Origin of the sequence: Niveispirillum cyanobacteriorum, from assembly GCF_002868735.1 — a bacterium.
In the GTDB taxonomy this organism is placed as follows: domain Bacteria; phylum Pseudomonadota; class Alphaproteobacteria; order Azospirillales; family Azospirillaceae; genus Niveispirillum; species Niveispirillum cyanobacteriorum.
The window spans coordinates 384,611-411,128 of record NZ_CP025613.1; the positions used below are offsets into that span (position 1 = coordinate 384,611).

A 26,518-nucleotide genomic window follows, 5' to 3' on the forward strand; every position below is an offset into this window, starting at 1 on the left:
TCTTTAGCCTCCAGCGACCAGCGGATCAGGCGTCGACGTCAGGTGGATTTCCACCGTCGCCTGCCCGATCACGGTCAGGTGTGATCCGCTATTGGCAACCAAAGCCCCCAAATCCGTGACAATTGCACTGGATGTGCCGCCATCTCCGGATTTTTCGATCACCAAACTATCCTGCCCCTTATCGAAGTTCTCCACTTTTGCGGTCAGGTCCTTGCCGTGCCCATCAAGCACGATCAGGAACGTGTCCGTTTTCTTATCCGTGCCGACGAAGGTCACTTTGTTATCAAAGCTTACCTGGATGTGATCGCCGCCGACCGTGAAGGACAAAGCCACCCCCTGGCTTTGTCCGGTAGGAACGGCGATTGCCTGTTTGGTGCCGGTATCCACCACGTCCGATGCGATGGATGTGTCGGCAACAGCCAGGGTTGGAATCGGCTTCTCAACCGGGGCCGAACTCGGTGTGTCGCTGCTGAACACGGCAACCGTCTCGCTATGCTCCACCTTCACCGGTGCCGGCGTTTCTGCCGGTGCGGAGGCGGGGGTGGCCGCGACATCCGTATGCCGGGCATTCGGCAGGCTGCTATCAACGGCTGGCAAATCCAGGGCCGAGTTGGTAGCATCGATGCCGTGGTCGCCGGCGTCAGGCGCGCCGGACGGTGGCAGGGGCGATGCAACCGCATCATGCGTGACGGCGTTGGCGATCACTTCCGTCGTCAGGGCGGCCATGACTGCGCTGACGATGCGCAGGAAAGCGTGCGTGCCATCCTTGTCGTCATCACCATCCGCCGTGGTAGCGTCGTGATGTGCAAGCGCCTCAAACCCAGACAGCGACGAGAAATCGATACTAGACAGCGCCTGACGCAGCGTATCGCCTGACCAGGTTTCACCATCCAGCACATGCACCACGAAGAAGCCGTCGATGCGGGCAATGTGAACCAGCGCATCGCCTGTCGCCATATCCTCGATCGCGAACCAGGGATCACCTTCATCCGACAGGCCGGAAGCCGCCTCCACGGTCAGGCCATGGCGGGCGAACTGATCCAGGCAACGGTAGACATCGGCGATGTCTTGGTTGCTCCAGAAACCGCTATTTCCGTTTGCCGCAGGTCCGGGGAACCGGAATATTTCGGCCGACGCGCTCATGCCGGCCTCCCTTCTTCATGGCTTTGCCGCAGGGCGGCGAATGCATCGGGTTCAAAAGCGGCAAGGTAGCCGGCCGCAAAATCGGAAGGTTCCATGCCCAACGCCAGGGCCCACCCGGTCAGCACGCCTTCGGGAAGACGGCCACGGCCGGATTCAATGGCGCTGACCAGCGTCGGTGTCGCGATGCCAACAGCATCCGCCAGGGTCCGGGTGGTGAACCCACGCTCTACGCGTCGCTGCCGTATGGTACGTCCCCAGGCGGCCCGCCGCTCCCGCAGCGCCGACATCCGTTCACGCGCAACATTATCTGCCGTTTCATGACGAGCGGCCTTCAATTGCGCGATGTGGATAGAGACGATTTCGCCCATGTGGCGGTTGCCTTGACCTTTAAACCTTTTAAACGACGCGGAAACGCGGTGCCTGCTTTTCCCCATTCCCGTCGCCGGGTGCCGTTGTACCGGCTTCACCGAACAGAATGGAATGGGTAATGGGATCATAAAACTGCATAAGGGTCCGTACGAATTCAGCCGGCTGCATCTGCAGGGCGGCAGCCCAGGCGAGATAGCTGTCCGGCGGAATGCGACCACGCCCCGCCTCAATCATCGACACCATTGTGTAATATTCAAGGCCGACAGCCTCCGCCAGCGCACGCTGGGTTAGCCCGACTTCCGTGCGGCGGCTTTTCAGCCAAGCACCGGCCTGTCGGCGCAGTTCCTTGACCTCTTCCCCGCCGCCATGTTGAGGATGCGAATACATCCGGCACTCCATGAACTCTGTCTGTGACGAACATAAGCGACTTTATAACAGATTACCACTTTTCTCTCGCCACAGACGCCACAAGGCCCGCCCGTGCGTGCCGCATACGCTGAAATGCAGAGAATCCGCCTCGTGGATAAGGCGCGCAGGCATCGGCATCGGGTATTCCCACCACCATGTCGGCACGACTCCGGTGCGAATCAACTGACCAGGGCCAGGGGCTGAACAATGGCAAGGCGCCCGCCGATATCGACGGGCGCGTTATCACTTACCACGGTCAAGCCGGATTAGGCCTGCCCGTGACGGGCATTCCATGCGGCTTCCACCTCCGGTGGCCGCTGCAGGATCAAGCCGTACCAGCCAAGACCCCGGTAGGTTTCGTAGCCGGGCGTCAAGGCGAAGGCGACCATCGTCCCATCCTCGGCCGTGTAATAGCCCATGTCCCGCCCGCCCGTGGTCAGCGGGTAACGACCGATCAGCAGGTAACGCTGATCGCTGGCAGCAAGAACGCGGAAATTGCTATCCACGATCAGGCATTTGGTCCGGCCTTCCAGCCGTTCTTCCTCCGTCAGTCGGACATTGCCGACCACCGCACCAGCCTGCGGGGACCAATCAAAAAAGATGCCCAGCACGCCTAATGGACGTCCATTTTCCGCTCCGCCCGCCCGGATGGCGGTGGCATAAGTGGCGACGGGCTGATGGTTCAGGCCTTCGTGCGGGGCGACATCGGCAACGGCGAATTCCGTGCCGTCGCGCGTGCCCATCGCGTCGCGGAACCATTTTTCATTAGCAACGGAACGGCCCGCGACGGGGTACTTGCCCGGCCGCCCGCTGGCAATGACCCGCCCCTGCGCGTCCGCCACCCAGATATCCAGGTAAACAGTGTACGATTTAAGGATGACGCCCAGGCGCTGGGAGGCGTGGCTGGCGGTTGCCGCCCCCGGCTGTTCTAGCGCATCGACCACCGCGCTGTCGGTCGCCCACCAACGCACATCGCATGATCGTTCATAGAGGTTGCGGTCAATGATATCGATCATGTTGAGCGCAAGGTCAGCGAGGCGTTGGCCCCGCATCGATCCGACCAATCCCTGTCCCAGTTGATGCAGCCGATTGGCGCTGCCCACGATCTCGTCGCGCATCTGGCTGGCAGCCATATCAATCTGGGAGGAGATGGTCTGCACCTCTGCGGCCACGACGCCAAAGCCTGCACCATGTATGCCGGCGCGGGCAGCCTCGATCTTCGCGTTCAGGGCGAGTATTTTTGTGCGGCGGGTGATGTCACCGATGGCGCTGGTCCGCATGGCGGACACTTCGGCCACTTCACGCGCCAACTCAATGATGGTTTCAGGCGAGGCTTCCTTGTCAGAGTGCACCCCGGATGCGGAAAAATCCGCCGTTAAGTCTTTCGGCATGTGTCCCACGGTTCTTTATTGGATTTGAGAACACTTGATGGAGGTTTGCTTCCTTGCGCCTTGCATCCTTGCAGGGCGATGCGGCTTTGCGCCGTCTGGGTGGATACTTTAGCAATTGATTAAAATTTATCCACAATAAATATTGTCTAAAATATAGGCAATCCCATCTTCTCGATAATCACTTAGGAACATCGTCGAGTTGTTGTTTATATTCGGTTAAGGTGTAATTGCTTGCTGTTTAATCACAATCGCTCAATAAACGGACAAATTTTCCCAGCGCTACCCACGCCCTCTTTCCAGGGGCTGCGGCTTAGGTTACTTCCTGGGGACAATTTTGCGATTTTTGAGCAGGGATTCCCGATCAATGGCCACCATCTTCGTCGCTCGCAGTGCCAATCTCAGCCAGTGGGGCTCTGATGTCGGGCTGGGCAAGAACCTGTTCAAGGTGGGCGTTTGCGATGGTGATCCGGCTGCGGTGCTGGCAGAGGGGTTCGCGGGCGAGAAGGACTGGACCCTGGTCAAGAAGCAGGCCGATGTCGAGGTGACGGAAGAAGAAGTGCGCGAGCGCCTGTCCAAGCGTCAGAAGCGCGTGGACCCCACCTATTACCCCCGGATCAAGGGGGAGGAGACGCTGTTCAAGGTGGCGGATGCCGATGTGCAGCGTCACATCGTTCTTGCCCGTGCCATGGAAGGCGAGAGTGAGCGGGCGGCCATCAAGTTGAAGGTCGCCGACTTCGCAACCTACCTGATCAGCAACGCTCTGCGCTGATGCCAGTCTGCCCCCGGCGCATCATTGAGAAAGCGTTGCTTCCGCTGTGTCCATAAAGGTATTACTGCGGAAGGAGTGCCGCCACCGGGGGAATAAGGTGCACAGCAAAGGCATGTCGCAGAACGTGGCAGCGAAGCTGCGGTCCGCCAAGGAGAAGCACCTGGCCGGCAAGGTCGTGGAAGCGGAGCGGGGCTATCGGGAACTGCTGCAAGGAAATCCCGGTCTGACCGAGGTGCTGCATCCCTTGGGCATCGCGCTGCAGCAGCAGGGGCATCATGCCGAGGCTGTGGAGCATATTTCCCGCTGGCTGAAGGTTGCGCCCAAGGATTACGAGGCGCTCGTCAACCTGGGCAACTCGCTTTTGAACCTGGGGCGTGGTGCAGAAGCCGGAGCCACCTACCGCCAAGCTTTGGCGCTGCGGCCCTCCGCACCCGACACGCACCTGATGAAAGCCATGGCCGATCAGTTGAGCGGCGATATTGCCGCTGCTGAAAGGAGTGCCCGGGCCGCCTTGTCACTGGTACCCGATTTTCCCGAAGCCTTGTTTTTGTTGGGTAATATCCTGTGCGCCACGGGCCGCCGGGATGAGGGGATGCAGGCCTATCGTGATGCCTTGCGCCATCGCCCCACGATGGTGGAGCCGATGATCAATCTGGCCAGCAACCTGCAGGGACTCAACCAGCGGGAAGAGGCGGCGGCCCTGTATCGGGAGGCGCTGCGTCTGCGCCCTGGCACGCCCGAGGCGATGCTGAACCTCTCCACCATGGAGTATGAGGACGGTGCCGATCCGGAACAGACATGCCGAAGCTTCATGCAGGTGCTGTTGCAACTGCCCGATCATCCCGACACGCTGAACAATATTGCCAACCTGCTGATGAACATGAACCGGCTGGAGGAGGCGCAAACCTATATGCGCCGCCGGCTGGCAGTGCCGCCCGACGCCTCTTCAAGCCATGGTACGGCGGCGGCCCTGTTCATGCTGATGGGACAGTGGGAGGAGGGGTGGCAGCATTTCGAATGGCGGTGGTTGCGCGACAACTTGCCCGTCCCCCTGCGCGATTTCGGAAAGCCCGAATGGCGGGGCGAGGATATCAGTGACCAGACCATCCTGATCCATCATGAACAGGGGCTGGGCGACAGCATTCAGTTTGTTCGCTTTGCGCTGGAGATGGTAAAGCGCGCGGCCCATGTCATTCTGGAGGTGCCGCGCAACCTGCTCGCCCTTTACCAATGCATTCCGGGTGTGACCCTGGCCGTCTATGACGAGCCGCTGCCGCCCTTCGATGTCCAAATCGCGATCATGAGCCTGCCCTATGTGCTGGGCGTGACAGTGGATAGCCTGCCTGCAACGGTTCCCTATCTCCATCCCGATCCCGCGCGAGTGGATATGTGGCGCGACCGTGTGCCAAAGGACGGCTTCCGTATCGGCATCGTCTGGCAAGGTAAGCCCGGAACCGGCGTCGACAAGGGCCGTTCCTATACTCTGGATCAACTGGCGCCCATCGCCCGAGTACCGGGCGTGACGCTGGTCAGCCTTCAGAAGGGCTATGGTCTCGATCAGCTGGAACGTCTGCCCGAGGGCATGAAGGTCGAAACCCTGGGGCCTGATTTCGACGAAGGGCCGGGTGCCTTTCTGGATACCGCTGCCGTCATGCAGCATATGGATCTGATTATCTCCTCCGACACATCGGTGGCGCACTTGGCCGGCGCCCTGGGCTGTCCGGTATGGGTGCCGCTGAAATTTTCGCCCGACTGGCGTTGGATGGTCGATCGCGGCGACAGCCCCTGGTATCCTACAAACATGCGTCTGTTCAGGCAGACAGAGCCCGGCGACTGGGCGGGTGTATTCCAGCGTCTGGCCGCCGATGTCGCGGCGTTGAAGGATGGCGACCGCTCGAAACTGATACCGCCAGCCCCGCCGCCGCGTCCGCCGGCCGTACCCTTCCCGCCGGTCGCGGCCCCGCCATTGCCGACCCCCATGCCGCCCGTCAAATTGCGGGACGCCTCTATACCAGTGACCAGCCTGGCTCCACCCGCTGCCGCCATATCCCAGTCAGTGGCCCTTGGGATCATGGAAACCATGACGCCGCTCGGCCGCATCCGACATCCGGCTGAAGCGGTACCGACCAGCGAGAGGGTTGCCCTGCAAACGGCGCTATGTGCCGATCTGCTGGCCGAAGGTGATGTGGTTGTAGAGGCGGGTGCCGGTGCTGGATCCTTCACCCTGGCCCTGGCGCGTGCGGTTGGGCCGCTGGGCCGGGTGCATTCCTTCGAACCGCAGCATGTTCAGTATGATCTGCTGCGCTGGAATGTGCAGGAGAACCAGCTTGCTCAGGTGCATATCCGGCAAGCCGCTGTCGGCGACGGCAAGGGACATATCCTTGTTCGCCCCGCCAGTACCGATTCCATCTCCCTGTCTGGGGCGGGCGGGGATCCCGTTCCCCTGATCACCATCGACAGCATGGATCTGTCATCCCTGCACCTGCTGAAGGTCGATGTGGAAGGGACGGGGATGAATGTGGTCCAGGGTGCGCAGAATACGATCATGCGATGCCGCCCCGCCCTCCACATCAAAGTCAACGTGCCAGAACAGGCCCGTGCCCTCATCGAACGGATGACGGAGCTGGGCTATCGCATGTGGTGGCATCATGAAAGCGCGGATACCGCCCCCAAGCACCTGCTGGCCCTACCTGGGGAAAAGAAGCCTGTGGTAATCGGGTTGCTCTCGGTGAACCGGCCCGGATGACAGGGCTTTTCTAGAACTGCTTCCGGTCACGCGGACATATGCGTCGGTAGCCAAGACAGGCGGTACAGGGGAGCCGTGGAGAATGGTAGATAGTCAGCAGCAAGCCCTGGCGGAACTGAACGCGACGAAGGCCGTGCATCTGGTGGGCAAGCTGGAGGAAGCTATCCGTCGGTATCAGGCCTTGCTGAAAGCCCATCCGACCTTCGCCGACGTGCTGCATCCGCTTGGCATCGCTTTTCAGCAAATAGGTCGTCACGCCGAGGCGGCGGAGGCGATTGGCCATTGGGTGACATTGGTCCCTCAGGACTATGACGCGCTGATCAATCTCTCCAACTCGCTATTGGCATTGGGTCGCGCCGCCGAAGCCGTCCAGGTCAGCCAGAGGGCAGCCGCGCTGCGGCCCGATGCTGCCGGGGCACATGCAATTCTGGCTCAGGCGCTGCATGCGTCACGCGACCTTGCCGGCGCCCGGGACAGTTATGAGCGTGCCCTGGCATTGGAACCCAATTCTGCGGAATGCCTGTTCAATTTTGCCAATCTTCTGGTCGATGGGGGGCTGGTGGAAGAAGCGGTGGAGCGCTATCGCGATGCCCTTAAGGTTCGCGCTGATCTTCCGGAAGTGTATGTCAATCTTGCCAACAACCTTGTCCGCCTGGGCAAAGCCGACGAAGCCATCGGGTATTACCATATCGCGCTTCGCCTGCGTCCCGGCATGCCCGAGGCGCTGGTCAACCTTGGTAATGCGCTGTTCATCCATACCGGTGATCTGGATGGCGCCCGCCGCTGTTTCGAGGCCGTGATCGCGCGGGTTCCCACCTATCGCGATGCGTTGAACAACCTGACCAGTCTAGCCATGGAAGCCGGGGATATGGTCACAGCGGTGCGCCACGCCCGCCGCATGCTGGAGGTGCATCCCCGAGACCAGTTGATGCACACGACGGCAGCCGGGCTGTTCATGTCCCTGGGACAGTGGGAAGAAGGCTGGCAGCATTTCGAGTGGCGCTGGCTGCGGCCCAACCTGCCTGTCCCCTTACGTGATTTCGGTCGCCCGGAATGGCGGGGCGAGGATATCAGCGGCAAAACCATCCTGATCCATCATGAGCAGGGGCTGGGCGACAGTATCCAGTTTGTCCGTTTTGTGCAGCAGGTGGTGGCGCGGGCCGCGCAGGTTGTCCTGGAGGTGCCATCCAATCTTCTGGCCCTCTATCGCCTGGCCATAACCGGGGTAACCTTTGCGACCTTCGGGGAACCGTTGCCGCACTTTGATGTGCATATTCCGATTATGAGTCTGGCGCGGGTGCTGTGTGCGACGGTGGATCGTGTACCGGCACCCATCCCCTATCTGAAGGCCGACCCGGATCGTGTTAATGCCTGGCGTGACCGCCTGCCCAAGGGTGGTTTTCGCATCGGTGTCGTGTGGCAGGGCAAGCCAGGAACCGGTGTTGATCGCGGCCGTTCCTTTGGCCTGGAACATCTGGCCCCGGTCGCCCGTGTGCCGGGTGTCACGCTGATCAGCCTGCAGAAGGGCTTTGGCCTGGATCAGCTTGACCGGTTGCCCGATGGGATGAAGGTTCAAACGCTGGGTCCTGATTTCGATGAAGGCCCGGATGCGTTCATGGACACTGTTGCGGTCATGCAGCACCTGGACCTTATCATTTCGTCCGACACATCGGTGGCCCATCTGGCCGGTGCGCTTGGCTGCCCTGTCTGGGTGCCGTTGAAGTTTGCACCCGATTGGCGGTGGATGCGTAACCGGGAAGACAGTCCCTGGTATCCGCGAACCATGCGGCTGTTCCGGCAGACGACGGCTGGTGATTGGGCCGGCGTCTTCCAGCGTCTGGCCACTGAAGTCGCCTTGCTGAAGGATGGCGATGCGTCACGGTTAAGCCCTGCTGCCCCACCGCCGCGTCAGCCGCCTTTACCTTTTCCGCCCGTTCCGGCGCCCCCCTTGCCAGCGCAGCGCCCGCCAGTCCTGGTGCAACGGATGACACCGTCGTCCGCTATTGTTGATGACGACACGCGCGAAGCGATGACGCGTGTCGGTGCTATTCACTATCCATCCTCCGATAGAATTCTTGGTGGTTGCCTTGAAGCCAATGGTGAATGGCTGCAGGGCGAGGTGGCGGCCTGTATCTGTGCGCTGGAACCCGGTGAAACGGCGGTCGAGGTCGGTGCAGGCATCGGCATACAGGCGTTGGCCTTATCGACGCATTTCAAGGTCCACGCATTCGAGCCAGATATGCACCTGCGGAACCTGATACAGCGGAACATTGCCAATATCGGCCATCGTTCCCTGACACTGCATCAGGAAGATGGCAGCGATATTGATGCGCTGCGACTGGACAGTCTGAATTTGATCAAAGTGAGTATTGGCGCATTGGGTCCAGGAGTGTTGCGGGGGGCAAGAAGCAGCATTCTGCTGCATCGGCCCTGCCTATATCTGCGTAGTGATGTTAAGCCCGATCAAGCCATGCTCGACCTGCTGCGGGAGATGGATTACCGCGTGTGGCAGCACAGGGTGCCGTTGCATGCCGAACCCAACTTCAAGGGAAACAATGTCGATCCCTTCCCCGGCGTCTGCGTCTACAACCTGATCTGTGTGCCGGTTGGACGTCTGGCGGTGCTGCATGGGCTGGTACGGTTGGTGTGACCGGACCAAGCGCAAGCCCGAACCACTATTCGGTAGGATAGATGTAGCGCAGCAGCATTCGGTGATATCCACAGCATTAATGGTGGAGTTTGTGGCCGTCCCCGGTCCGTTCCATCGCGAACGCTGGGATATTGCATCATGCGCATTGGCATCAGTCAGAAGATCATGTTTTCGAACCTGCTGGTATTGCTGCTGCTGGCCGCAGCGACAGTACTGATGCTGATGGGGGCCGGCCGGCAGCAGAAGCAAATCGCAGAGGCCAACCGGGCCGCCGATGTGGCGGCAGTGCAATCACTGGACCTCGTCTCGTCGGCACGGCTGCTGTCGATCAATCTGGTGCAGGTCCAGCAATGGCTGACCGATGTCTCGGCTACGCGCGGTCTGGACGGTTTGGATGACGGCTTTGCAGAAGCCGAGAAGGCCCGCGACCATGCGCGCGAGAACCTGCGTAAGTCCCGCGAACTGGCCAAGGCCATGGGGCAATCCAAGCTGGTGGCTGAGCTGGACAAGGTCGGTGCCGCGCTGGACCCGTTCTATGATCTGGGCCTGAAGATGGCCCATGCCTATGTGAAGGATGGTCCCGCCCAGGGCAACAAGCTTATGGGTGAGCTGGATTCCAAGACCGAAGCCCTGACCGACGCCCTGGAAGCCGTGGTTAAGGAGGTTGATGCCATTGCCGGGCAGGCCACCGACAGCATGCACCGTGAATTGGGCAGCGCTATCGATATCGCCGATGATCTGGCCGATCTGTCCTTGATCCTGCTGGTGGTTGGCGTGGCGGTGTCGGCGCTGGTCATTTTCGTCCTGAACCGTCATGTCGTGCGACCGTTGATCACCCTGACCGATGTGCTGGCCGCCATCGGCGACGGCAACTTGTCGGTCAAGGTGCCCCCGGCGGGCCAGCGTAAGGACGAGATTGCGGATATGTCCCGCGCGCTGGCCATTCTGCATGAGCGCACGGCGGACAATGTCCGCCTGCGTGAGGCCCAGGCGGAGGCCGAGGCCAAGGCGCGGGAGGAACGCGTGGCCGCCCTGACGGGCATGGCCGAAACGGTTGAAAGCGAAAGCCGCGTGTCGGTGGACAATGTCGCCGCCGAAGCCGCCATTATGGATAAGACCGCCGCCGGTATGGAGCAGTCGGCGGCCCAGGTCAGCGACAATGCTCAGAATGTTGCCGCTGCTGCCGAGCAGGCGCTGGCCAATGCCGAGGCCGTGGCCAGCGCCACCGAAGAACTGACCGCTTCCATCCAGGAGATCAGCGCCCAGGTCGCCCATGCCATGACCGTCAGCCGCAAGGCCGTGGAAGGGGGCGAGCGTACTCGCGAAACCATCGAAAGCCTGCGCGAGGTAGTGGGCCAAATCGGGGAGGTTGCCAACCTGATCGGCGACATTGCCGGCCAGACCAACCTACTGGCACTGAACGCCACCATCGAGGCGGCACGCGCTGGCGAGGCCGGCAAGGGCTTTGCCGTCGTGGCGTCGGAGGTGAAGAACTTGGCGACCCAGACCAGCCGGTCGACCGAGGACATTACCCGTAAGATCAGCGAGATCCAGTCAGCCACCGCCGCCGCCGTGGATGCCGTGGCCTCGATCAGCGGGGCCATCAACGATATGGACCATATCTCCTCCACCATCGCCGCCGCGATGGAGGAGCAGTCCGCGGCGACCAAGGAGATTGCCCGCAACGTGTCGGAGACGGCCAACGCCAACCGTGAAGTGTCCCGTCGCATCGCGCTGGTGTCGGAGGAGGCCCACGGTACGGGCCAGAAGGCGCTGCTGCTGCGCGAAGTGTCCACCCATGTCACCGATGGCGTGAACGCCCTGCGTCAGACCCTGGTCCGCGTCGTCCGTACGGCCATTTCCGATGTCGACCGCCGCGGGAGCCGCCGCTATCAGGTGGGCCAGACTGTCAGCGTCCAGATCGGTGGCCGGGTCATGGAGGCCAGCCTGGACAATGTTTCTAGCGGTGGTGCCCTGCTGTCCCTGGATGGCGTCAATATGGGGCAGAAGGGACAGCTGACATGGCATCAGCTGCCAACGCCCATCAGCTTCACCATCATGGCCAGCGAACTGGGCAGTTGCTCCGTCCGGTTTGACCATGACGATGCTGGTCAGCAGGCGCTTGCCAGCCGCTTGGACGGTCTGCGCCTGCAGGCGGCGTAAGTTCTAATCCTGTTAAGATTTAAGAGTCTGTCAGTTTTTGATGGAATCGGGTTGGTGCTTCTTCAACAGTCATCCCCGTCAACTGACCCTCACAAACTCTAGAACCCCGCATCCATGCCCAACAACACAGACAGTTTCGGCGTCACACCCCAATCGGCCACCAGGGTTCGGTACTCTTCGATCACCTTCGCGTCGGCCTTGGCGCCCGTATGGACAGCGCGCAGCAGGGTGTTGCGCGGCGTGTGCTCCGACGGCACGAACTCGATGATCTCTGTCCGGTAGCCGGCCTGCCGCATCAGGCTGGCGCGCAGCGCGTCGGTCATGACATCAGCAAAGCGTTCACGCAGGATCCCGTGGCGGGTTAGCAGACCATAGGCGGTGGGTGGCTCTCCGGCGCGCAGCTGCTTTTGCAGGTCATGGTGACAGCAGGGTGCGGCCAGAACATATTTGGCCCCCCAGGCGACGGCGCGGGCCAGGGCATCGTCGGTGGCTGTGTCGCAGGCATGCAGGGCCAGGACGATATCGGCCCCGTCCACGGGGGCCTCGGCAATCGTCCCCTCCATGAAGCGCAGCCCGTCCCAGCCCAGGCTTTGTGCCAGTTCGGTGTTGCGTTCGCGGGCCTGCCGCTTGGTGTCCACGCCCGTGAAATCCACGGTCAGCCTGCGTACATGCGACAGGAAGCGAAAGGCGGCAAAGGTCAGATAGGCATTGCCGCAGCCAAGGTCCACGACGCGCAGCGGGCGGTCGTCGGGCAGGGCGTCGCCCTTCAGGACGGCATCCAGGGCGCGGATAAACTCCTCCACCTGCCGGTACTTGTCCTGCCGCGTCGGCTTGATCCGGCCTTCGGCATCGGCAATGCCCACGGCCCGCCAGAACGGATCGGCGGGGTCCAGCAGGCGCGGCTTGGCCCGATCATGGTCAAGTGCGCGTTCCTTGGGCGCGGCGGTTGCCGTACGGCTGATCATCGCCTCCCCCTTCTTGGTGATGCGCAGCTGCACAGTGCTGTCCAGTGTTTCCACATGCCAGTTGCCCATACCCAGCGCCAGCAAGGCGTCCACGGCCTGTTCGGCGGCGGGGCCGAAGGCGGCGTTGCTGGTATGGGCCTGCCGGTCGTCATAGGCGACGGTCTGTAAATGCGCGCCGGCCTTCAGGGCCACGGGCCGCAGCTCTATACGTCGCCAGGGCGGGGTCATGTTGCGCATGCGCCCGCTGGCTACGGCGCGCACCAGCCGGTCCCCGTTCAGCAGCAGGGCGCGGATTTCGGCAAGGGCGGGGGCAAGGGGGCTGGCCATGGCAAACGCAATCAATCATAGGGGCGGAAGGGGCGGCATCCTAGGCGTCCGCCGGTGTCTCCGACCAGTGCTATTCACACCTTATACTCGCCAGTTGGGATCATAGGCGGGGCGGTCCATCTGCATTGTGTCGCCATTGCGCACATACCAGCCACGGCCATGGGTGCGCCCGATCAGTTTCATGGCCGGTGTATCCAGATGCTGGCTGTCGGCATCCAGCACGAACCGGTCCGCCACATGTGCCACCAGCACTTCGCCCAGGATCAGGGTCTGGCGCGGGCCGGTTTCGATGATGCTATGACGACGGCATTCAAAACTGGCGGGCGCGCTGGCGATCAAGGGGGCGGCGATCACGCTGGCGGGAACGGTCTCAATCCCGGCATAGGCCAGTTCATCCACCTCCGGCGGAGCGTCGGCGGAACAACGGTTCATCCGTGCCGCATCATCTTCGGACACAAGGTTCACTGTGAATTCGGCGGTGGCCAGGATGTTGGCGGTCGTGTCCTTCAACCGACCGTCGGGACGGTGCATCAGGCCCAGCGCCAGCAGGGGCGGATCATCGCCGACCATGTTGAAGAAGCTGAACGGGGCAGCGTTGCGGACGCCATCAGCAGACACCGACGTTACCCAGGCGATGGGGCGCGGGGTGATGGTGGCGGTCATGATCTTGTACCGCGCCGATGGCGGCAGGGCGCGCAGGTCGAAGCGCATCGGGCAGGGTCCTTGAAAGGCCAATCTCGCCCGTCAGTTAGGACCACCCCCCACCCTCCGGCAAGGGAGCGGGCACGCAACCCAGGGGTCATGTTTTTCGGAAGGCGCCGAAAATACCTGACATAAGATGTCAGGTATCGCCTCGTACAAGGAAGTCACGCGAACAAAGGAGCCCGATCATGACTGTCACCATTCCCAAAGCCCCCGTCGGCGCCGGACAGGGCGATTTCGCCTTCCTGAACGGCAGATGGAATGTTCGGCACCGCAAACTGAACGGGCGGCTGGTCGGGTCCTGCGACTGGCAGGACTTCACCGGTACCTGTGAGGCGCGCGAAGTGATGGCGGGCCTGGGCAATTGCGACGACAATGTCCTGCATGATCCCAGCGGCACCTACCGCGCTGCCACCTTCCGCCGGATCAGCCCCAAGACAGGGTTGTGGAACATTTGGTGGTTCGATGAACGCCATGGCGAGGTTGGAGAGCCCATGCAGGGCTGCTTCCAGGACGGGGTGGGCACCTTCCTGGCCGATGACACGCTGGCCGGCAAGCCCATCAAGGTACGCTTCATCTGGTCCCACATAACCGCCAGCAGCGCGCGCTGGGAGCAAGCCTTCTCCCCCGATGGGGGAGAGACCTGGGAGGTGAACTGGTATATGTGGTTTGAGCGCGTGGCTTGATCAGGCCGCTTCCGGCTTTGCATGGCGTTCATAGAGGAAGCGCAGGACGGCGGCCCGGTAGGCGACATAGCGGGCATCGTCCGACAGGTCCAGGCGGCGACGGGGGCGGGGCAGGTCAACCTCCAGCACCTCCCCGATGGTGGCCGAGGGGCCATTGGTCATCATCACGATGCGATCGGACAGCAGCACCGCCTCGTCCACATCATGGGTGATCATGATGATGGTGCTGTTCAGGCGGGTCTGGATTTCCATCACCGTATCCTGCAGATGCGCGCGGGTCAGGGCATCCAGCGCCCCGAATGGTTCATCCATCAGCAGGACCTTGGGTTCCATGGACAGCGCGCGGGCAATGCCCACCCGCTGCTTCATGCCGCCTGACAGCTCATCGGGGCGCTTGTCCACGGCATGGTCCATATGGACCAGCCGCAGGTTGTGCAGGGTCCAGTCATGTCGCTCTGCCGCCGATTTCGTGGCCCCGAATACCTTGTCCACAGCCAGCCGCACATTCTGATAGGCCGTCAGCCAGGGCAGCAGGGAATGGTTCTGGAACACCACGGCCCGGTCGGGGCCGGGGCTGTTCACCTCCTGCCCGTCCAGGATGACGCCGCCCTTGCTGGCCCGCGTCAGGCCAGCCACGATGTTCAGCAGCGTGGACTTGCCACAGCCGGAATGGCCGATGATGGAGACATATTGCCCACGCTCAATGGCCAGGTTCACGTCTGTCACGGCATGGAAGGTGCGGCCAGCGACCGTGAAATCCATGCCAACATTTTCCAGCGACAGATAGGGATGGGTCATGGGTCACACTCCTCAGCTGACCTTGCGGCCCGCAACGCGGTTGCCGATGATCGTGATGACACGGTCCAGGATGAAGCCGACCAGCCCGACATAGACCAGGGCCAGGATGATCTCGCTCATCAGCGAGCTGTTCCAGGCATCCCAGATGAAGAAGCCGATCCCCACGCCGCCGATCAGCATTTCCGCCGCCACGATGGCCAGCCAGGACAAGCCGATGCCGATCTTCAACCCGGTGAAGATGAAAGGCACAGAGGAGGGCAGCATGATGCGGAAGAAGAATTCCAGCGGCGACAGGCGCAGGACGCGGGCCACGTTGCGGTAATCCTGCGGGATCTGCCGCACGCCGACGGCGGTGTTCAGGATGATCGGCCAGATTGACGTGATGAAGATCACGAAAATGGCCGACGGGTCCGCCTGCCGGAAGGCGGCCAGTGAAATGGGCAGCCAAGCCAGCGGTGGTACCGTGCGCAGCACCTGAAAAATCGGGTCCAGCCCCCGATAGGCCAGGCTGGATTGCCCGATCAGCACGCCCAGCGCGATACCGGTGATGGCGGACAGGGCAAAGCCCACGGCCACCCGCTTCAAGCTGGCGGCCAGATGCCAGAACAGGCCCTTATCCACGCCGCCATTGTCAAAGAACGGATCAATGATCAATTCCCAGGTATCGCTGACCACCCGCGACGGCGGTGGCAGGGACGATCCCGCCCCATGGCAGGCGACTTCCCAGATACCCAGCAGGGTAACCAGCGCCAGCAGCAGCGGCAACAGGTCCAACAATTTCTGCAACGCCCGTGTCAGGACGGATTGCAGGGTGGCGGCCAGGGCGGAAAGCCCGCCGCCACCCTGCACCCGCGCCACGAGGCCATTCTCGCTGATCGTCGACATGGTTTATTTCCTCCCCCAACTCAGGCGATACGCTTGATGTCGTGCGACGCGAGATAGGCCGCCGGGTTGGCGGGATCGAATGTGCGGCCATCGAAGAATTTCTCGATACCGCGAGAGGTGCCGGAGGGCAGGTCACTGGCGCCCGCCAGCTTGGCGGCATCGCGCCACAGGTCCTGGCGGTTGACCTTGGCGATCAGTGCCTTGGTGTCCAGATCGCCCGGCAGATAGCCCCAGCGCTGATCCTCCGTCAGGAACCAGAGATCATGGCTCTGAAACGGGTATGAGGCATGGTTGGACCAGTATTTCATGATCTCCGGGCTGTTCTTCACGACGCGCCCGTCGCCATAATCGATGGTGCCCGTGGCGCGGCCCAGAATGTCTTCCACCGGCACCTTGAACCATTCGCGGCCAGAAACGATCTGGCACATCTCTTCCTTGTTTTCCGGCTTGTCGCACCAGATCTGCGCCTCAATGACAGCCGTCAGCAGGGCCTTGGCGGCGTTCGGGTTCTTCTCCACCCAGTCGGCGCGCATGGCGAAGCTCTTTTCCGGGTGGTCGTGCCACAGTTCGCCGGTGGTCAGGGCCGTGAAGCCGATACCCTGGTTCACCAGTTGCGCGTTCCAGGGTTCGCCCACACAGAAAGCCTCCATCGTGTCGACCTTCATGTTGGCCACCATCTGCGGCGGCGGCACCACGATGGTGGAGACATCCTTGTCTGGGTCGATGCCGTTGGAGGCCAACCAGTAGCGCATCCACAAGTCGTGCGTGCCGCCGGGGAAGGTGACGGCGCATTTCACCTCCTTGCCCTCTGCCTTCTGCTTGGCGAAGGCCTCCTTCAAGCCCTTGGCCTTGGTGGTGATGCCCATCTCCTTGTACCGGTTGGCGACGGAGATGCATTGGCCGTTGGTATTCAGCCGGGCCAGGATCTGCATGGGCAGGGGCTGGTTGTTCTTGGTCACCTTGCCGGTGGACATCAGATAGGGCATGGGCGTCAGAATATGGGCGCCATCAATGCCGCCGGCCCCGCCGCCCAGTTCCAGGTTATCGCGCGTCGTGCCCCAGCTGGCCTGCTTCACGACATTGACGTCGGGCATGCCGTATTTGGCGAACAGCCCCTTCACCTTGGCGACGATCAGCGGCGCGCTGTCGGTCAGTGCGATGAAACCCAGCGTGGCGCTGGTGACTTCCGGTGCAGCGGCGGCCCAGGCGCCCCCACCGGGCAGGGCGGCGCGCGCGACCGTCAGAAGGGTGGCGGCACCGGCGGCGCGGGCCGTGCCGGTCAAGAGCGAACGGCGGGTCAGGCCGGCGGAAGGCGTGTCGGTCTGGCTCATGATACGCGGGCTCCCCTGTTCCGGCCTTTGGCCGGGCTGAAAATAAAAAAGCGCTCCGACGATCAGCAGGGGCCACATGGCCCATGTCTGTCATCGGAGCGCCGTTGCTCCAGGCGATCCCAGCGTCGGAACCGCAATTTCGGCACCGCGGCCCCGAGCTGTTACCAGCACGGAGAAAAGGCATCGTCGCCTTCATGCCGCGTGTGCGCCGAGGTATTAGCGAGAAACATGCCAAGTGCCGATGTCGCGAAAGGCAATTGGTTAATTGTTATTTATCAAGCCTATGGCTGATGGATATGGGGTGTCGGGTGGTGGGTGCCTGCTGCCTGTGCAATGAAAACGCTCAGGTTACAGGCGGCAATGGCGCGGATTTGTGCAAATGCGAGAGCTGATGATTTTTTGAGCGTGTGCGTCCTACGCCGCGCGCACCCGTGTCACAAACCCGTCCAGTCCTTCGCGCAGGCTTTCCACCAGACGTGACAACTCATCCGTTGCCGTCAGGGCATTGCCCGTCATGCGACCGATATGGTCAGCCCCTTGCGCCACATCCTCCACGACAGTATCGATGTCGGTGGCGCTCTCCGCCACGCTGCGCATATTTTCCTCAATCCGCTCTGTATCCTGTCGCTGACGCATCAGGGCCGTCTCAATCCCGGCCACCAGGGCGGCGATGGCCTCAATCTTGGCGGCTGTCGCTCCGATGGCGCTGACGGCGGCACCGGTGGCGGCCTGCATCTCCTCAATCCGCTGGCCGATCTCGTCCGTGGCGCGGCCGGTCTGGCTGGCAAGGCTTTTCACCTCCCCTGCCACCACGGCAAAGCCCTTGCCCGCCTCGCCAGCACGGGCGGCCTCGATTGTGGCGTTGAGAGCCAGTAGGTTGGTCTGGCCGGAGATTTCGCCAATGATCTCTACAATCCGCCCGATATTGCGGGCCGCATCGGTCAGGCCTTCTACGGTGCGGTGGGTCTGCCGCGCCTCCGCCACGGCATCGGCGGACACGGTCAGGGCCTGAGCCGCCTGATCATTGATATCGCGAATGGAAAGGGACAGGGAGCCAGCCGCCTGTGCCACCGCCTCCACCCCGCCGCGTGTCTGCGAACTGGCGCTGGCCATGGTCAGGGAATGGCGGGCGTTGCGGCCCGCCAGATCGGCCATGGACACAGCGTCACCGTGGAGACCGCCGGCATGGGCGGCCATGATGTTGAGGGCCTGTTCATGCTGCTGGCTGAACCGGTCGATCACGGCTTCCAGCGCCTCGCGGCCGGCCTCCGCCCATTGGCGTTCGCGCTGCTGCTGGGCGGCGGGCGACAGGTCGGGGTCGATGCCGTCCGTCACCTGTGTCAGGGCCTTTGAAAGCCAGGGCGGCAGGCAATCCGTGTCCAGCGCGACCATCGCATCGGCCACCCGCTCTGACCAGTCGCGGGCCCGGCGCAGGCGGCCGCCCAGGCCCCAGGCGAACAGACGCAGATGCCAGGGGGCCCCCGGCAGCGGCGCCGACAATTCCGCCTGCGCGCCGGCGATGCGGTCGGCGCACAAGGCCGCCAGATCGGCGATCAGACGGTCCTCCACCTGTTTAAGCCGGTTGATGCGGCCCGTTGCGGCGGCGAACCAACCCTGCGCACTGGCACCGGGCAGGGGGCGGTTGGGTCCCGTCTCCCGCAACTGTGCCCGCAATTGCAGCACCTGTTCGCAATCCGCGCCTTGCAGGGTGGTCGACAAAAATCCGCGCTGGTCATCAGCGGCATGGGCCGTGAACAGGTCCAATGCCTGCCTTTGTGCCGCCTCCAACTGTGCCATGCGCCGGAAACGCGTGGCGTCGAATTGACCGGCGGTCAGGGCAGCCGCCCCCACGGCCCGTTCCTGCCCGGAAAACTCCTTGGCCCGCATGAAGTTCAGCAGGGCCGTCAGCGCGCGGGACAGGGCATTATCGGCGCTGAGGCCGGCCACGGCGGTGACCACCGCCATCAGCGCCTCAATCAGTGTCGAATAGGCCAAGGTGGCGGATCGCAGGTCGATGCTGCGAGCCTCCACCCGTGCCCGCAAATCGGGCAGATCGCCCAGGGCGCGGCGGGCGAAGGCGATACAACTGGTCAGAGAGCCTTCCCAGCCCAGGGGATCAATAGCGCCAAGCTCCGCCATCACCTTGTCGAGGGCCAGATCAGTTTCCGCTCGGCGGGCCGACAGGTCGGGTAACATGCCGCCATCGGCCCCCAGATGCAGCGACGTGGTGCCCCGTTCCCGCTGCAACGCATGCACCAGTCCGCTAAGGCCTGTGACCAGGGCACAGAGGCGGGCCAGACGCTTCAGCCGGTCCAGGCGCCGCGCGCGAGCAGACAGCAGGAAGCGCAGGGCCTTCACGCGGGGAAAGGTCGGGATCGTCATAGCGTGATCCTTCGTAACGGTCGGACGTAGGGAAGGGGGCGGCCAGTGCCACCCCCGGGGCAGCAGGCTCAGTAGGAATAGTCAAAGGCCAGCCAGAATTTCTGGCGGTCGGGGAAGGCGCCGTCGCCGTCATAATCGGCATACTTGGCGCTGACCGTAACCTTGGGTCCCAGCTTCAGCGCCGCCTCCACGTCGATCTCACTGCCATAGGAACGGTCGATCCTTTCGGCTTCGAAATCATGATACCAGAGGGCGGCGGAAAGGCCGGTGATGGGGCCGGCTGCAAGCTTCGTTTCGTAACCGATACGGCCATAGGCATCGTTGATGCCATTGGCCGGTGTGGTCAGGAAGACGTCGGCATAGCCCTGGAACTTGTGCAGGGTCGCCAGCGGTGTCGCAAAGCCGCGCACGCCGTCACCCTCCAGGCTTTCATAGCCGCCACCAAGGGACAGGCCGCCATAGGTGGCGGTCAGCTCTAGCCCGGCATAATCCAGGGACAGGTTACGGGGATTGCCCTGATAATCGGACTGGTGGGCATAGTCGGCGGCATAGGTCAGGGTAACCTTGTCCAGCGCGTACTTGCCGGCCACCCGTCCGCCATAGGTGGCGGTGGAGAGGAGCGGCTGTTCCTCCAGGTCCAGAAGATAGGTATAGCCGGTGATCTTCGCGGCGGGCGACAGGGTCAGGCCGGCATTGAACAGGTGGCTGTCGCCCTCGAACTCGCCCTGCGCGCTTTTGTGCCCGAACACGCGGTTGACCTGCGCCACATAGGCATAGGTCAGGTCCAGCTTGTCGATGGCCTGGGTGTTGATTTTCAGGGCATCCAGCGTCTGTTCATTCTGACGGAACCCGACGGCGCCGATGAAGCGCTGATTATCCAGGTTCAGACGCTGGCGGCCCAGCGTGATGGCGGTCTTGGTGAAGCCGGTATAATCGACCTGCAGGCGGTTCAACTCCATGCCTTCCGGGTCGGCGACCAAGGGGCGGCGTGTCTTGCCGTTCAGGCCATCATTGAAGGCGCTGCTGACATGGGCGATGGTCTCCGCCTCCGCCAGCAGGGAGAAGCCGTTGATCTTGCCCGTCTGAAAGCCGGTACGGACGCGGGCGGTCTGGGCATGGGCATTCTGCGCCAAGCCTGCCTGATCGACATCTTCCAGGCGGTAACGGAAATCCAGGATGAACTTGCCGTCCTTCAACAGGCTGGCGGCGTCGCCAGCCAGGGCGGGTTGCGCCAGCAGGGGAAGGGCCAGGATCAGGGACAGGGTGCGCGCATTCTTCTGCAGCGTCATCTGAGGCTCCAAATAAAAAAGGCGCCTAAACGATCCGGGGGTGACCCAGATGTTCAGACGCCATTGTCCGGCGGGACCGGCGGGCCGGCCCTATGAAGGGGAACCGCCATTGGTCCCCGCCGAATGGTTAACGCAAATTTTGTGCCGCAGCTGCGAAGCGCTGTTTTCCATAAACTGGCATAAAGTTGCGCCCAATTATGGTGCAGTGCCGCATGATTTTTGGGCGCTCAATTGCTGATCACTCTGCCGGCAGCGCATCCCCGATCAGGGCCAGGTTCTGATAGGCGGCCAGACCCCATTGCGAGACGCCATTGGTGGACATGCCCGCTACCTCATCCACGGGGTTCAGGACGGCGTTGCCGGCGATGTGGGTGCGGCTGCCGGCAATCTGTTCCCCCTTGTCGGTGAACTCTGCCCAGGCGCGGGCCGCCAGTTTCGGGTCTTTCAGATGGTGGGCCGCATAGGCGGTGAGACGGGAATGGGCCAGACGCAGGCCGCGCCCCTTCGCGTCCTGACCAAATCTGGCCCGGAACTCCGCCGCCGGGGCGTTGTAGAAGGTGCAGTATTCCAGCCAGGCGGCGCGGTATTCCGACACATCCAGCAGGGCCAACAGCTCGGCATGCACCTCCACCGCGCCAAACACCGCCGACAGGTGAGAAACCCCGATCTTGTCGCCGGGGCCGGAGAATTTACCGGTGTTCGGGTCATAGGGGGCGCCGCCCGCCATCCAGCGATGTTTCAGGGCGGCGATGGTGCGCATGCCGTTGGTGATGCGGTCGCGCCAGCGCTTATCGCCTGTGCGTTCCCATTCCGTCAGCCAAGCGGCCACCAGGGAGGACCAGGTTGTGCCAAATCCTGCCTCGATCACGCCGGGCGGAGTGGGGTTGGGCAGTTTGCGGCTGATATCGACATTGGCCAGCGTCCGGTCGCTATCCACCAGATCGCGCATCAGGTCGCCCACCCGTTCGTCGGCGGTCAGGTAGTAGTAGATGCGGCGATAGGCAGCGTTGGACACGCGCGGCTGTTTGGAGCTGTCGGCCCAGTGCTGCACCCCGTGGCGGGTGCCGAACCCCTTGTAGGGGCCGATATGGCAGACATCCACCTCGCCTGTGTGCCGGGTCATCGCCTCTGCCAGCCGGAACACTTCCGCGCGGCCCGTGCGCAGGAAGCTGTACCAGAGCCAGAGATCGGGCGAGAGTTCGGAATTGGCCCAGGCATAGCCGCCAATATCATAGCGCCATTCATGACGGTCACTGTCATAGGAATGCATGACATCGCCATAGTTCCAGAACCCATACCAGCGCCGCTGTTCCACCTGATCGCGGTACAGGTTCAGCAGGAAATCGGCCTGATCCTCGATCCGGGTGCGGGCGGGTGTGCCGCGGCTGACCAGGTCCCAATCGCCGAAGATCGGCACGGCGCGCAATCGGGCCGGCGGCACCATCAGGCGCGGCGGGGCCGCCAGAATACCGGCGGTTTGCGTGAACCAATCACGCGCCGGCGTGGCGGACAGGGACCACAGATGCAGTTCGGTGGTGCGGGCAATACCATAGGGCCGGCCCCAGCCCTCCTCATAATCCTCATAGGTGATTTCCAGGGCTTCGCGTTCCTGGGGGTGGGTCTTGATGCCCAGCCCGTCATGATAAAAGCGAAGATCCATGGCGGGTGCGTCGGGCGACCACAACCAGGCGGTCAGTTCTGCATTGTCGGTCGCCGCGTTGCGCACATCTAGGCGGGCCGGATGCCGCTTCCAGAAATCGTTCATGGCCAGGGCGGCACCACCCGCCGCCCCACCGACATAGGCCAGCCCGCCGGCACGGCGCCCCGCCTGCGCATCGATCCAGCCATGGCCGGGCTTGGTGCGTTTACGGATGGCAAAGCCGTCGGCATTGGCCTGCGACAGGGTGAAATCACCCCAGGTTGGGATCAGGTCCAGACGCTTCGACACCGTTTCGGCCATGCCGGACAAAGCCGGGATGGCGCGGCCATCGATCTGCGCCTGACGGTAGTCCTTGCCGGGATCGCGGCGCAGGCCGGTCAGCGGGCGGATGGCCTCCGCCCACAAGCCATCTCCTTCGCCTGTGAAGCGTACATGCCGGTCATGCGGGGCGTCGGACATCGGGACAGAGGCGGTGAGGCCCAGGCCCCGGATGAAATCCTTGTTCTCATCCCCGTCGAAGATAAAGGAATGCAGGATACGGACGGATTCAGCACCAGCATGGAAGTAAAGTCGGATGGTAAAGGGCAGCCAGGACCGCTCCCCATCACGATGCGCCCCTTCCAGCTTCACCACGGCCCGTACTGGCCCCCGCTGTTCCACCGTCACGGCGGTGACGGCGCCGATGGAGCGGCGCTGGCTGACCGTTTCCGCCTCTGTTAGGTCGGGCTGGTCCTGCGACAGGCAGATAAGACGCAGATCGCGCAGAACCATTCGGCCATCGATGGTCGCGCTGTCGATCAAGCGGTCGCCGCGCACGGGAATGCGCCATTGCCGGGGACCGGTGGTGACCGTGATCGCGTCGGCGCCTTCCGTCACCTTCACGGGCTGCGCCGGTTCCGTGGCCTTGCCGGCGGACAGAGTCAGGCCAGAGGTACCGGCCCCCGCGCCCACGCTGTGCGCCGACCATTTCAGCGATCCGTCAGGCCAGGTGGCCAGCGGCCAGGATTGCACCGGCACCGCCGCCCCCGACCCATCGGTCAGGCGGAAACGTTGTGCCGGCTTGTACAGGCCCTGCGGCCAGGGCACGCCCCAGGTCTGTCCCAGATGGCGGGCAGGGGCCGCACCGTCGATCCAGCCGACGGGCGTGTCGGGCGCCGATGGTTTGGCCTGCGCTGCTATGCCGGCCCCACCGCTGGCAAGGGCGGTAAGCGCCGTTGCCTGCATGAATTGCCGCCGGTTGACGCCAGGCAGGTTCATCGTCGTTTCCTTCCCTATCCCGATTTTTACCACAATGTGATACATCATCCTTAATATTGGAATTCAAATATCATACGAATATGGGTAAGGTAAGACCCAAACCGGTTCAGGGAGGAAACATGGCAACCCGGAAATGGCTGATCTCGGCCTTGCTGTGCGGTATTGCCGCAATGCCGGCCACGGCGCGGCAGATGGAGAAGCTGGACCGTGGTCTTGTGGCGGTGGCCGCCGATGGCGGCGTGCTGGTGGGCTGGCGCCTGCTGGACACGGACCCTGCCGGCATTGGCTTTGACCTGTACCGGGATGGCACGAAGCTGAACGCCAAACCGCTCACGCGCACCACCAACTTTCTGGATAAGGGCGCGGACGGCACTGGCCGTTATGAGGTACGGCGAGCCGGAGAGGCCACGGGAGTCACCGCCAGCGTCTGGCGCGATGGCTACCTGTCCATCCCGTTGCAGCGGCCCGCAGACGGGGTCACGCCGGCGGGAGAGGCCTACAGCTACAATGCCAATGATGCCAGCGTCGGCGATCTGGACGGCGATGGACAGTATGAGATTGTCCTGAAATGGGACCCCAGCAATGCCAAGGATAACGCCTTTGGCGGCTATACCGGCCCGGTAATCCTGGATGCCTACAGACTGGACGGCACGCGGCTGTGGCGCATCGATCTGGGCCGCAACATCCGGGCGGGCGCGCATTATACGCAGTTCCTGGTGATGGATTTCGACGGGGACGGCAAGGCGGAACTGGCGGTGCGCACCAGCGACGGCACGGTGGACGGCACGGGTGCCGTGCTGGGCGATGCCAATGCCGATTGGCGGTCGCATGATGGGGAGGTGCCGCAGGCCGACCGTACCGGCGCCACCACCACGCCGGACGGGCGCAAGGTGGCCCGTGTGCAGGGCCGCATCATGCAGGGGCCGGAATATCTCACTGTATTCGAAGGCCTGACGGGCAAGGCCCTGGCCAGCGCGCCTTACTGGCCCGGCCGCCATCCCGATACGGACAGCCCAACGCCTGAGCAATTGCAGGCCGTCTGGGGCGATGGTTACGCCAACCGGTCCGACCGGTTTCTGGCCGGTGGTGCCTATCTGGATGGCAACCTGCCCAGCATAGTGATGGCGCGTGGCTATTACACCCGCACCACCTTGGCCGCCTGGGACTGGCGTGATGGCAAGCTGACCCCGCGCTGGCAGTTCGACAGCGCCAAGCCCGGCAACGAGGCCTATGGCGGCCAGGGCAACCATCAGCTTTCGGTCGCCGATGTCGATGGCGACGGCAAGGACGAGATTATCTATGGCTCCATGGCCCTGGATGATGACGGCAAGGGCCTTTGGTCGGCGGGCCTGCTTCATGGTGACACGATGCATGTCAGCGACCTGGATCCGTTGCGTCCCGGCCTGGAGAAGTTCGGCGTGCATGAGGTGCCGTCACGCAATGGCGGCATCGGCACCGCCATGCTGGACGCCGCCACCGGCAAGGTCCTGTGGTCGACCCCGACCGACAAGGATACGGGCCGGGGTGTCGCGATGGATATCGACCCGCGTTCACCGGGGGCGGAGGCCTGGGCCAGCAATTCGCCCTATCTTTATAGTGCGCAAGGCGCGGTCATCGCCGCCAATCACCCCAAACAGGTGAATTTCGGCCTGTGGTGGGATGGCGACCTGTCGCGTGAACTGCTGGACAAGGAGCAGGTCCTGAAATGGGATTGGCAGAAGGGGGAGGCGGTGCCGCTTCTGTCCCCGTCCGACGTCTCTTCCAACAATGGCACAAAGGCGACCCCGGCCCTGTCCGCCGATATCGTTGGTGACTGGCGGGAAGAGGTGATCTGGCGGACCAAGGATAACCGGTCCCTGCGCATCTACACGACGCCGTTTCCCACTGACTATCGTCTGGTCACCCTGATGCAGGACCCGGTCTACCGGCTGGGTGTTGTGTGGCAGAACGTGGCCTATAACCAGCCACCGCATACCAGTTACTTCCTGGGTACGGGTATGAAGATGCCGGTGAAGTAGGTCTCTGCCGCGTTACTGGACCTTCCCCTCTGTCCTGTGTCAGCGTTCGGGGCGAAGGACGGAGGGAAGGGAGATGGCCATGGCGGATCTGGACGGGCCGTATAAGGGTCTTATCAAGATCGCGTTTCCCGTTGAGAGGGGCTGGGCAGAGACCATGTTCGCGCAGCCTTTGCCTAGCGGCCATTACCGCATCGATAATTCGCCCTTCCATGTCTATGGCGTCAGTAATGGCGATACCGTATCTGCCGCACCCGATCAGGACGGGCGGCTTGCCTTCACAGGCGTCGTGCAGCGGGGTGGACATTCCACTTATCGGGTCAGACTGCCGCCGGGCCAAGGGCCGAATTGTTTCCTGAAACATTGGCCGGCGCTGTTGGCGTTGGGCTGCAGCTTCGAGGGGGCTGACGGAAGGCTTTATGCTATCGATCTGCCGCCTGGCGTTCCGGTCGAAGCCGTTTACGCGTTGCTGGCACAGGCCGAGCAGGCCGGCGTGTGGGAGTTCGAGGAAGCCCACTATGTCAGCCAAACGGATCAGAGATAGGTGCTATGAAAAAGCCCCGCTACCATGCCGGTCGCGGG

The 26,518-nt window shown here is 62.8% G+C and carries 19 protein-coding genes; 7 read left to right on the plus strand and 12 right to left on the minus strand.

Features of this window, described 5'->3' with window-relative positions; genetic code table 11:
- Positions 1-3: 3 nt before the first annotated feature.
- From C0V82_RS22600 to C0V82_RS22615, 4 genes are all read right to left on the minus strand, one after another.
- Positions 4-1,143 carry a hypothetical protein gene (locus C0V82_RS22600; RefSeq protein WP_102114701.1) on the minus strand — a complete coding sequence of 380 codons (1,140 nt, stop codon included), beginning with the start codon at positions 1,141-1,143 and terminating at the stop codon, positions 4-6.
- Positions 1,140-1,511 carry a helix-turn-helix domain-containing protein gene (locus C0V82_RS22605; protein WP_102114702.1) on the minus strand — a complete coding sequence of 124 codons (372 nt, stop codon included), beginning with the start codon at positions 1,509-1,511 and terminating at the stop codon, positions 1,140-1,142. The genes C0V82_RS22600 and C0V82_RS22605 overlap by 4 nt, the downstream gene beginning before the upstream one ends.
- Positions 1,512-1,539: 28 nt before the next feature.
- Positions 1,540-1,899 carry a helix-turn-helix domain-containing protein gene (locus C0V82_RS22610; protein WP_102114703.1) on the minus strand — a complete coding sequence of 120 codons (360 nt, stop codon included), beginning with the start codon at positions 1,897-1,899 and terminating at the stop codon, positions 1,540-1,542.
- A 287-nt stretch (positions 1,900-2,186) separates the two neighbouring features.
- Positions 2,187-3,311: a methyl-accepting chemotaxis protein gene (locus C0V82_RS22615; protein WP_102114704.1), complete on the minus strand. Its 1,125-nt coding sequence runs from the start codon at positions 3,309-3,311 to the stop codon at positions 2,187-2,189.
- Positions 3,312-3,675: 364 nt separating this feature from the next.
- On the opposite strand from C0V82_RS22615, the gene C0V82_RS22620 reads away from it, so the two are divergent.
- From C0V82_RS22620 to C0V82_RS22635, 4 genes are all read left to right on the plus strand, one after another.
- Entirely contained in the window at positions 3,676-4,080 is a 405-nt protein-coding gene (locus tag C0V82_RS22620) for a hypothetical protein (RefSeq protein ID WP_102114705.1), read from the plus strand.
- Between the two features lie 112 nt (positions 4,081-4,192).
- Entirely contained in the window at positions 4,193-6,826 is a 2,634-nt protein-coding gene (locus C0V82_RS27850) for an FkbM family methyltransferase (protein WP_102114706.1), read from the plus strand.
- Between the two features lie 82 nt (positions 6,827-6,908).
- Complete coding sequence (locus C0V82_RS22630) at positions 6,909-9,476, plus strand: tetratricopeptide repeat protein (RefSeq protein WP_102114707.1); 2,568 nt, start codon at positions 6,909-6,911, stop codon at positions 9,474-9,476.
- Between the two features lie 138 nt (positions 9,477-9,614).
- Positions 9,615-11,639: a methyl-accepting chemotaxis protein gene (locus tag C0V82_RS22635; protein WP_102114708.1), complete on the plus strand. Its 2,025-nt coding sequence runs from the start codon at positions 9,615-9,617 to the stop codon at positions 11,637-11,639.
- 98 nt (positions 11,640-11,737) lie between these two features.
- Here C0V82_RS22635 and C0V82_RS22640 read toward each other — a convergent pair whose 3' ends face one another.
- Positions 11,738-12,931: a class I SAM-dependent methyltransferase gene (locus C0V82_RS22640; RefSeq protein WP_102115157.1), complete on the minus strand. Its 1,194-nt coding sequence runs from the start codon at positions 12,929-12,931 to the stop codon at positions 11,738-11,740.
- Between the two features lie 81 nt (positions 12,932-13,012).
- Positions 13,013-13,642, minus strand: a complete 630-nt coding sequence (locus C0V82_RS22645; protein WP_102114709.1) for a flavin reductase family protein — start codon at positions 13,640-13,642, stop codon at positions 13,013-13,015.
- A 179-nt stretch (positions 13,643-13,821) separates the two neighbouring features.
- On the opposite strand from C0V82_RS22645, the gene C0V82_RS22650 reads away from it, so the two are divergent.
- Positions 13,822-14,319: a DUF1579 domain-containing protein gene (locus C0V82_RS22650; protein ID WP_102114710.1), complete on the plus strand. Its 498-nt coding sequence runs from the start codon at positions 13,822-13,824 to the stop codon at positions 14,317-14,319.
- Here the strand turns inward: C0V82_RS22650 and C0V82_RS22655 are convergent, their stop codons facing one another.
- From C0V82_RS22655 to C0V82_RS22680, 6 genes are all read right to left on the minus strand, one after another.
- Positions 14,320-15,117: an ABC transporter ATP-binding protein gene (locus C0V82_RS22655; protein ID WP_102114711.1), complete on the minus strand. Its 798-nt coding sequence runs from the start codon at positions 15,115-15,117 to the stop codon at positions 14,320-14,322.
- A gap of 12 nt (positions 15,118-15,129) precedes the next feature.
- Complete coding sequence (ntrB, locus tag C0V82_RS22660) at positions 15,130-16,002, minus strand: nitrate ABC transporter permease (RefSeq protein WP_102114712.1); 873 nt, start codon at positions 16,000-16,002, stop codon at positions 15,130-15,132.
- A 20-nt stretch (positions 16,003-16,022) separates the two neighbouring features.
- Positions 16,023-17,333 (minus strand): CmpA/NrtA family ABC transporter substrate-binding protein, encoded by a 1,311-nt coding sequence (locus C0V82_RS22665; protein WP_102115158.1) that lies wholly within the window; start codon positions 17,331-17,333, stop codon positions 16,023-16,025.
- A 414-nt stretch (positions 17,334-17,747) separates the two neighbouring features.
- Positions 17,748-19,715 carry a methyl-accepting chemotaxis protein gene (locus C0V82_RS22670; RefSeq protein WP_102114713.1) on the minus strand — a complete coding sequence of 656 codons (1,968 nt, stop codon included), beginning with the start codon at positions 19,713-19,715 and terminating at the stop codon, positions 17,748-17,750.
- A gap of 68 nt (positions 19,716-19,783) precedes the next feature.
- Positions 19,784-21,004 carry an alginate export family protein gene (locus C0V82_RS22675; RefSeq protein WP_102114714.1) on the minus strand — a complete coding sequence of 407 codons (1,221 nt, stop codon included), beginning with the start codon at positions 21,002-21,004 and terminating at the stop codon, positions 19,784-19,786.
- A gap of 238 nt (positions 21,005-21,242) precedes the next feature.
- Entirely contained in the window at positions 21,243-23,921 is a 2,679-nt protein-coding gene (locus C0V82_RS22680) for an exo-rhamnogalacturonan lyase family protein (protein WP_102114715.1), read from the minus strand.
- A gap of 119 nt (positions 23,922-24,040) precedes the next feature.
- On the opposite strand from C0V82_RS22680, the gene C0V82_RS22685 reads away from it, so the two are divergent.
- Both C0V82_RS22685 and C0V82_RS22690 read left to right on the plus strand, forming a co-directional pair.
- Positions 24,041-25,939, plus strand: coding sequence for a rhamnogalacturonan lyase (locus C0V82_RS22685; protein WP_281493034.1), 1,899 nt, complete (start codon positions 24,041-24,043; stop codon positions 25,937-25,939).
- A 79-nt stretch (positions 25,940-26,018) separates the two neighbouring features.
- Positions 26,019-26,480, plus strand: a complete 462-nt coding sequence (locus C0V82_RS22690) for a DUF4265 domain-containing protein (protein WP_158660157.1) — start codon at positions 26,019-26,021, stop codon at positions 26,478-26,480.
- Positions 26,481-26,518: the final 38 nt, after the last annotated feature.

Bases quoted from the DNA above. Each gene is read 5' to 3' on its own strand.
- C0V82_RS22635 (WP_102114708.1), top strand. From the start codon at position 9,615: ATGCGCATTGGCATCAGTCAGAAGATCATGTTTTCGAACCTGCTGGTA.
- C0V82_RS22655 (WP_102114711.1), bottom strand. From the start codon at position 15,117: ATGACCCATCCCTATCTGTCGCTGGAAAATGTTGGCATGGATTTCACG.
- C0V82_RS22680 (WP_102114715.1), bottom strand. From the start codon at position 23,921: ATGAACCTGCCTGGCGTCAACCGGCGGCAATTCATGCAGGCAACGGCG.
- C0V82_RS27850 (WP_102114706.1), top strand. From the start codon at position 4,193: ATGTCGCAGAACGTGGCAGCGAAGCTGCGGTCCGCCAAGGAGAAGCAC.
- C0V82_RS22630 (WP_102114707.1), top strand. From the start codon at position 6,909: ATGGTAGATAGTCAGCAGCAAGCCCTGGCGGAACTGAACGCGACGAAG.
- C0V82_RS22645 (WP_102114709.1), bottom strand. From the start codon at position 13,642: ATGCGCTTCGACCTGCGCGCCCTGCCGCCATCGGCGCGGTACAAGATC.
- C0V82_RS22665 (WP_102115158.1), bottom strand. From the start codon at position 17,333: ATGAGCCAGACCGACACGCCTTCCGCCGGCCTGACCCGCCGTTCGCTC.
- C0V82_RS22615 (WP_102114704.1), bottom strand. From the start codon at position 3,311: ATGCCGAAAGACTTAACGGCGGATTTTTCCGCATCCGGGGTGCACTCT.
- C0V82_RS22605 (WP_102114702.1), bottom strand. From the start codon at position 1,511: ATGGGCGAAATCGTCTCTATCCACATCGCGCAATTGAAGGCCGCTCGT.
- C0V82_RS22640 (WP_102115157.1), bottom strand. From the start codon at position 12,931: ATGGCCAGCCCCCTTGCCCCCGCCCTTGCCGAAATCCGCGCCCTGCTG.
- C0V82_RS22610 (WP_102114703.1), bottom strand. From the start codon at position 1,899: ATGTATTCGCATCCTCAACATGGCGGCGGGGAAGAGGTCAAGGAACTG.
- C0V82_RS22675 (WP_102114714.1), bottom strand. From the start codon at position 21,004: ATGACGCTGCAGAAGAATGCGCGCACCCTGTCCCTGATCCTGGCCCTT.
- C0V82_RS22690 (WP_158660157.1), top strand. From the start codon at position 26,019: ATGGCGGATCTGGACGGGCCGTATAAGGGTCTTATCAAGATCGCGTTT.
- C0V82_RS22685 (WP_281493034.1), top strand. From the start codon at position 24,041: ATGGCAACCCGGAAATGGCTGATCTCGGCCTTGCTGTGCGGTATTGCC.
- C0V82_RS22670 (WP_102114713.1), bottom strand. From the start codon at position 19,715: ATGACGATCCCGACCTTTCCCCGCGTGAAGGCCCTGCGCTTCCTGCTG.
- C0V82_RS22600 (WP_102114701.1), bottom strand. From the start codon at position 1,143: ATGAGCGCGTCGGCCGAAATATTCCGGTTCCCCGGACCTGCGGCAAAC.
- C0V82_RS22650 (WP_102114710.1), top strand. From the start codon at position 13,822: ATGACTGTCACCATTCCCAAAGCCCCCGTCGGCGCCGGACAGGGCGAT.
- C0V82_RS22620 (WP_102114705.1), top strand. From the start codon at position 3,676: ATGGCCACCATCTTCGTCGCTCGCAGTGCCAATCTCAGCCAGTGGGGC.
- ntrB (WP_102114712.1), bottom strand. From the start codon at position 16,002: ATGTCGACGATCAGCGAGAATGGCCTCGTGGCGCGGGTGCAGGGTGGC.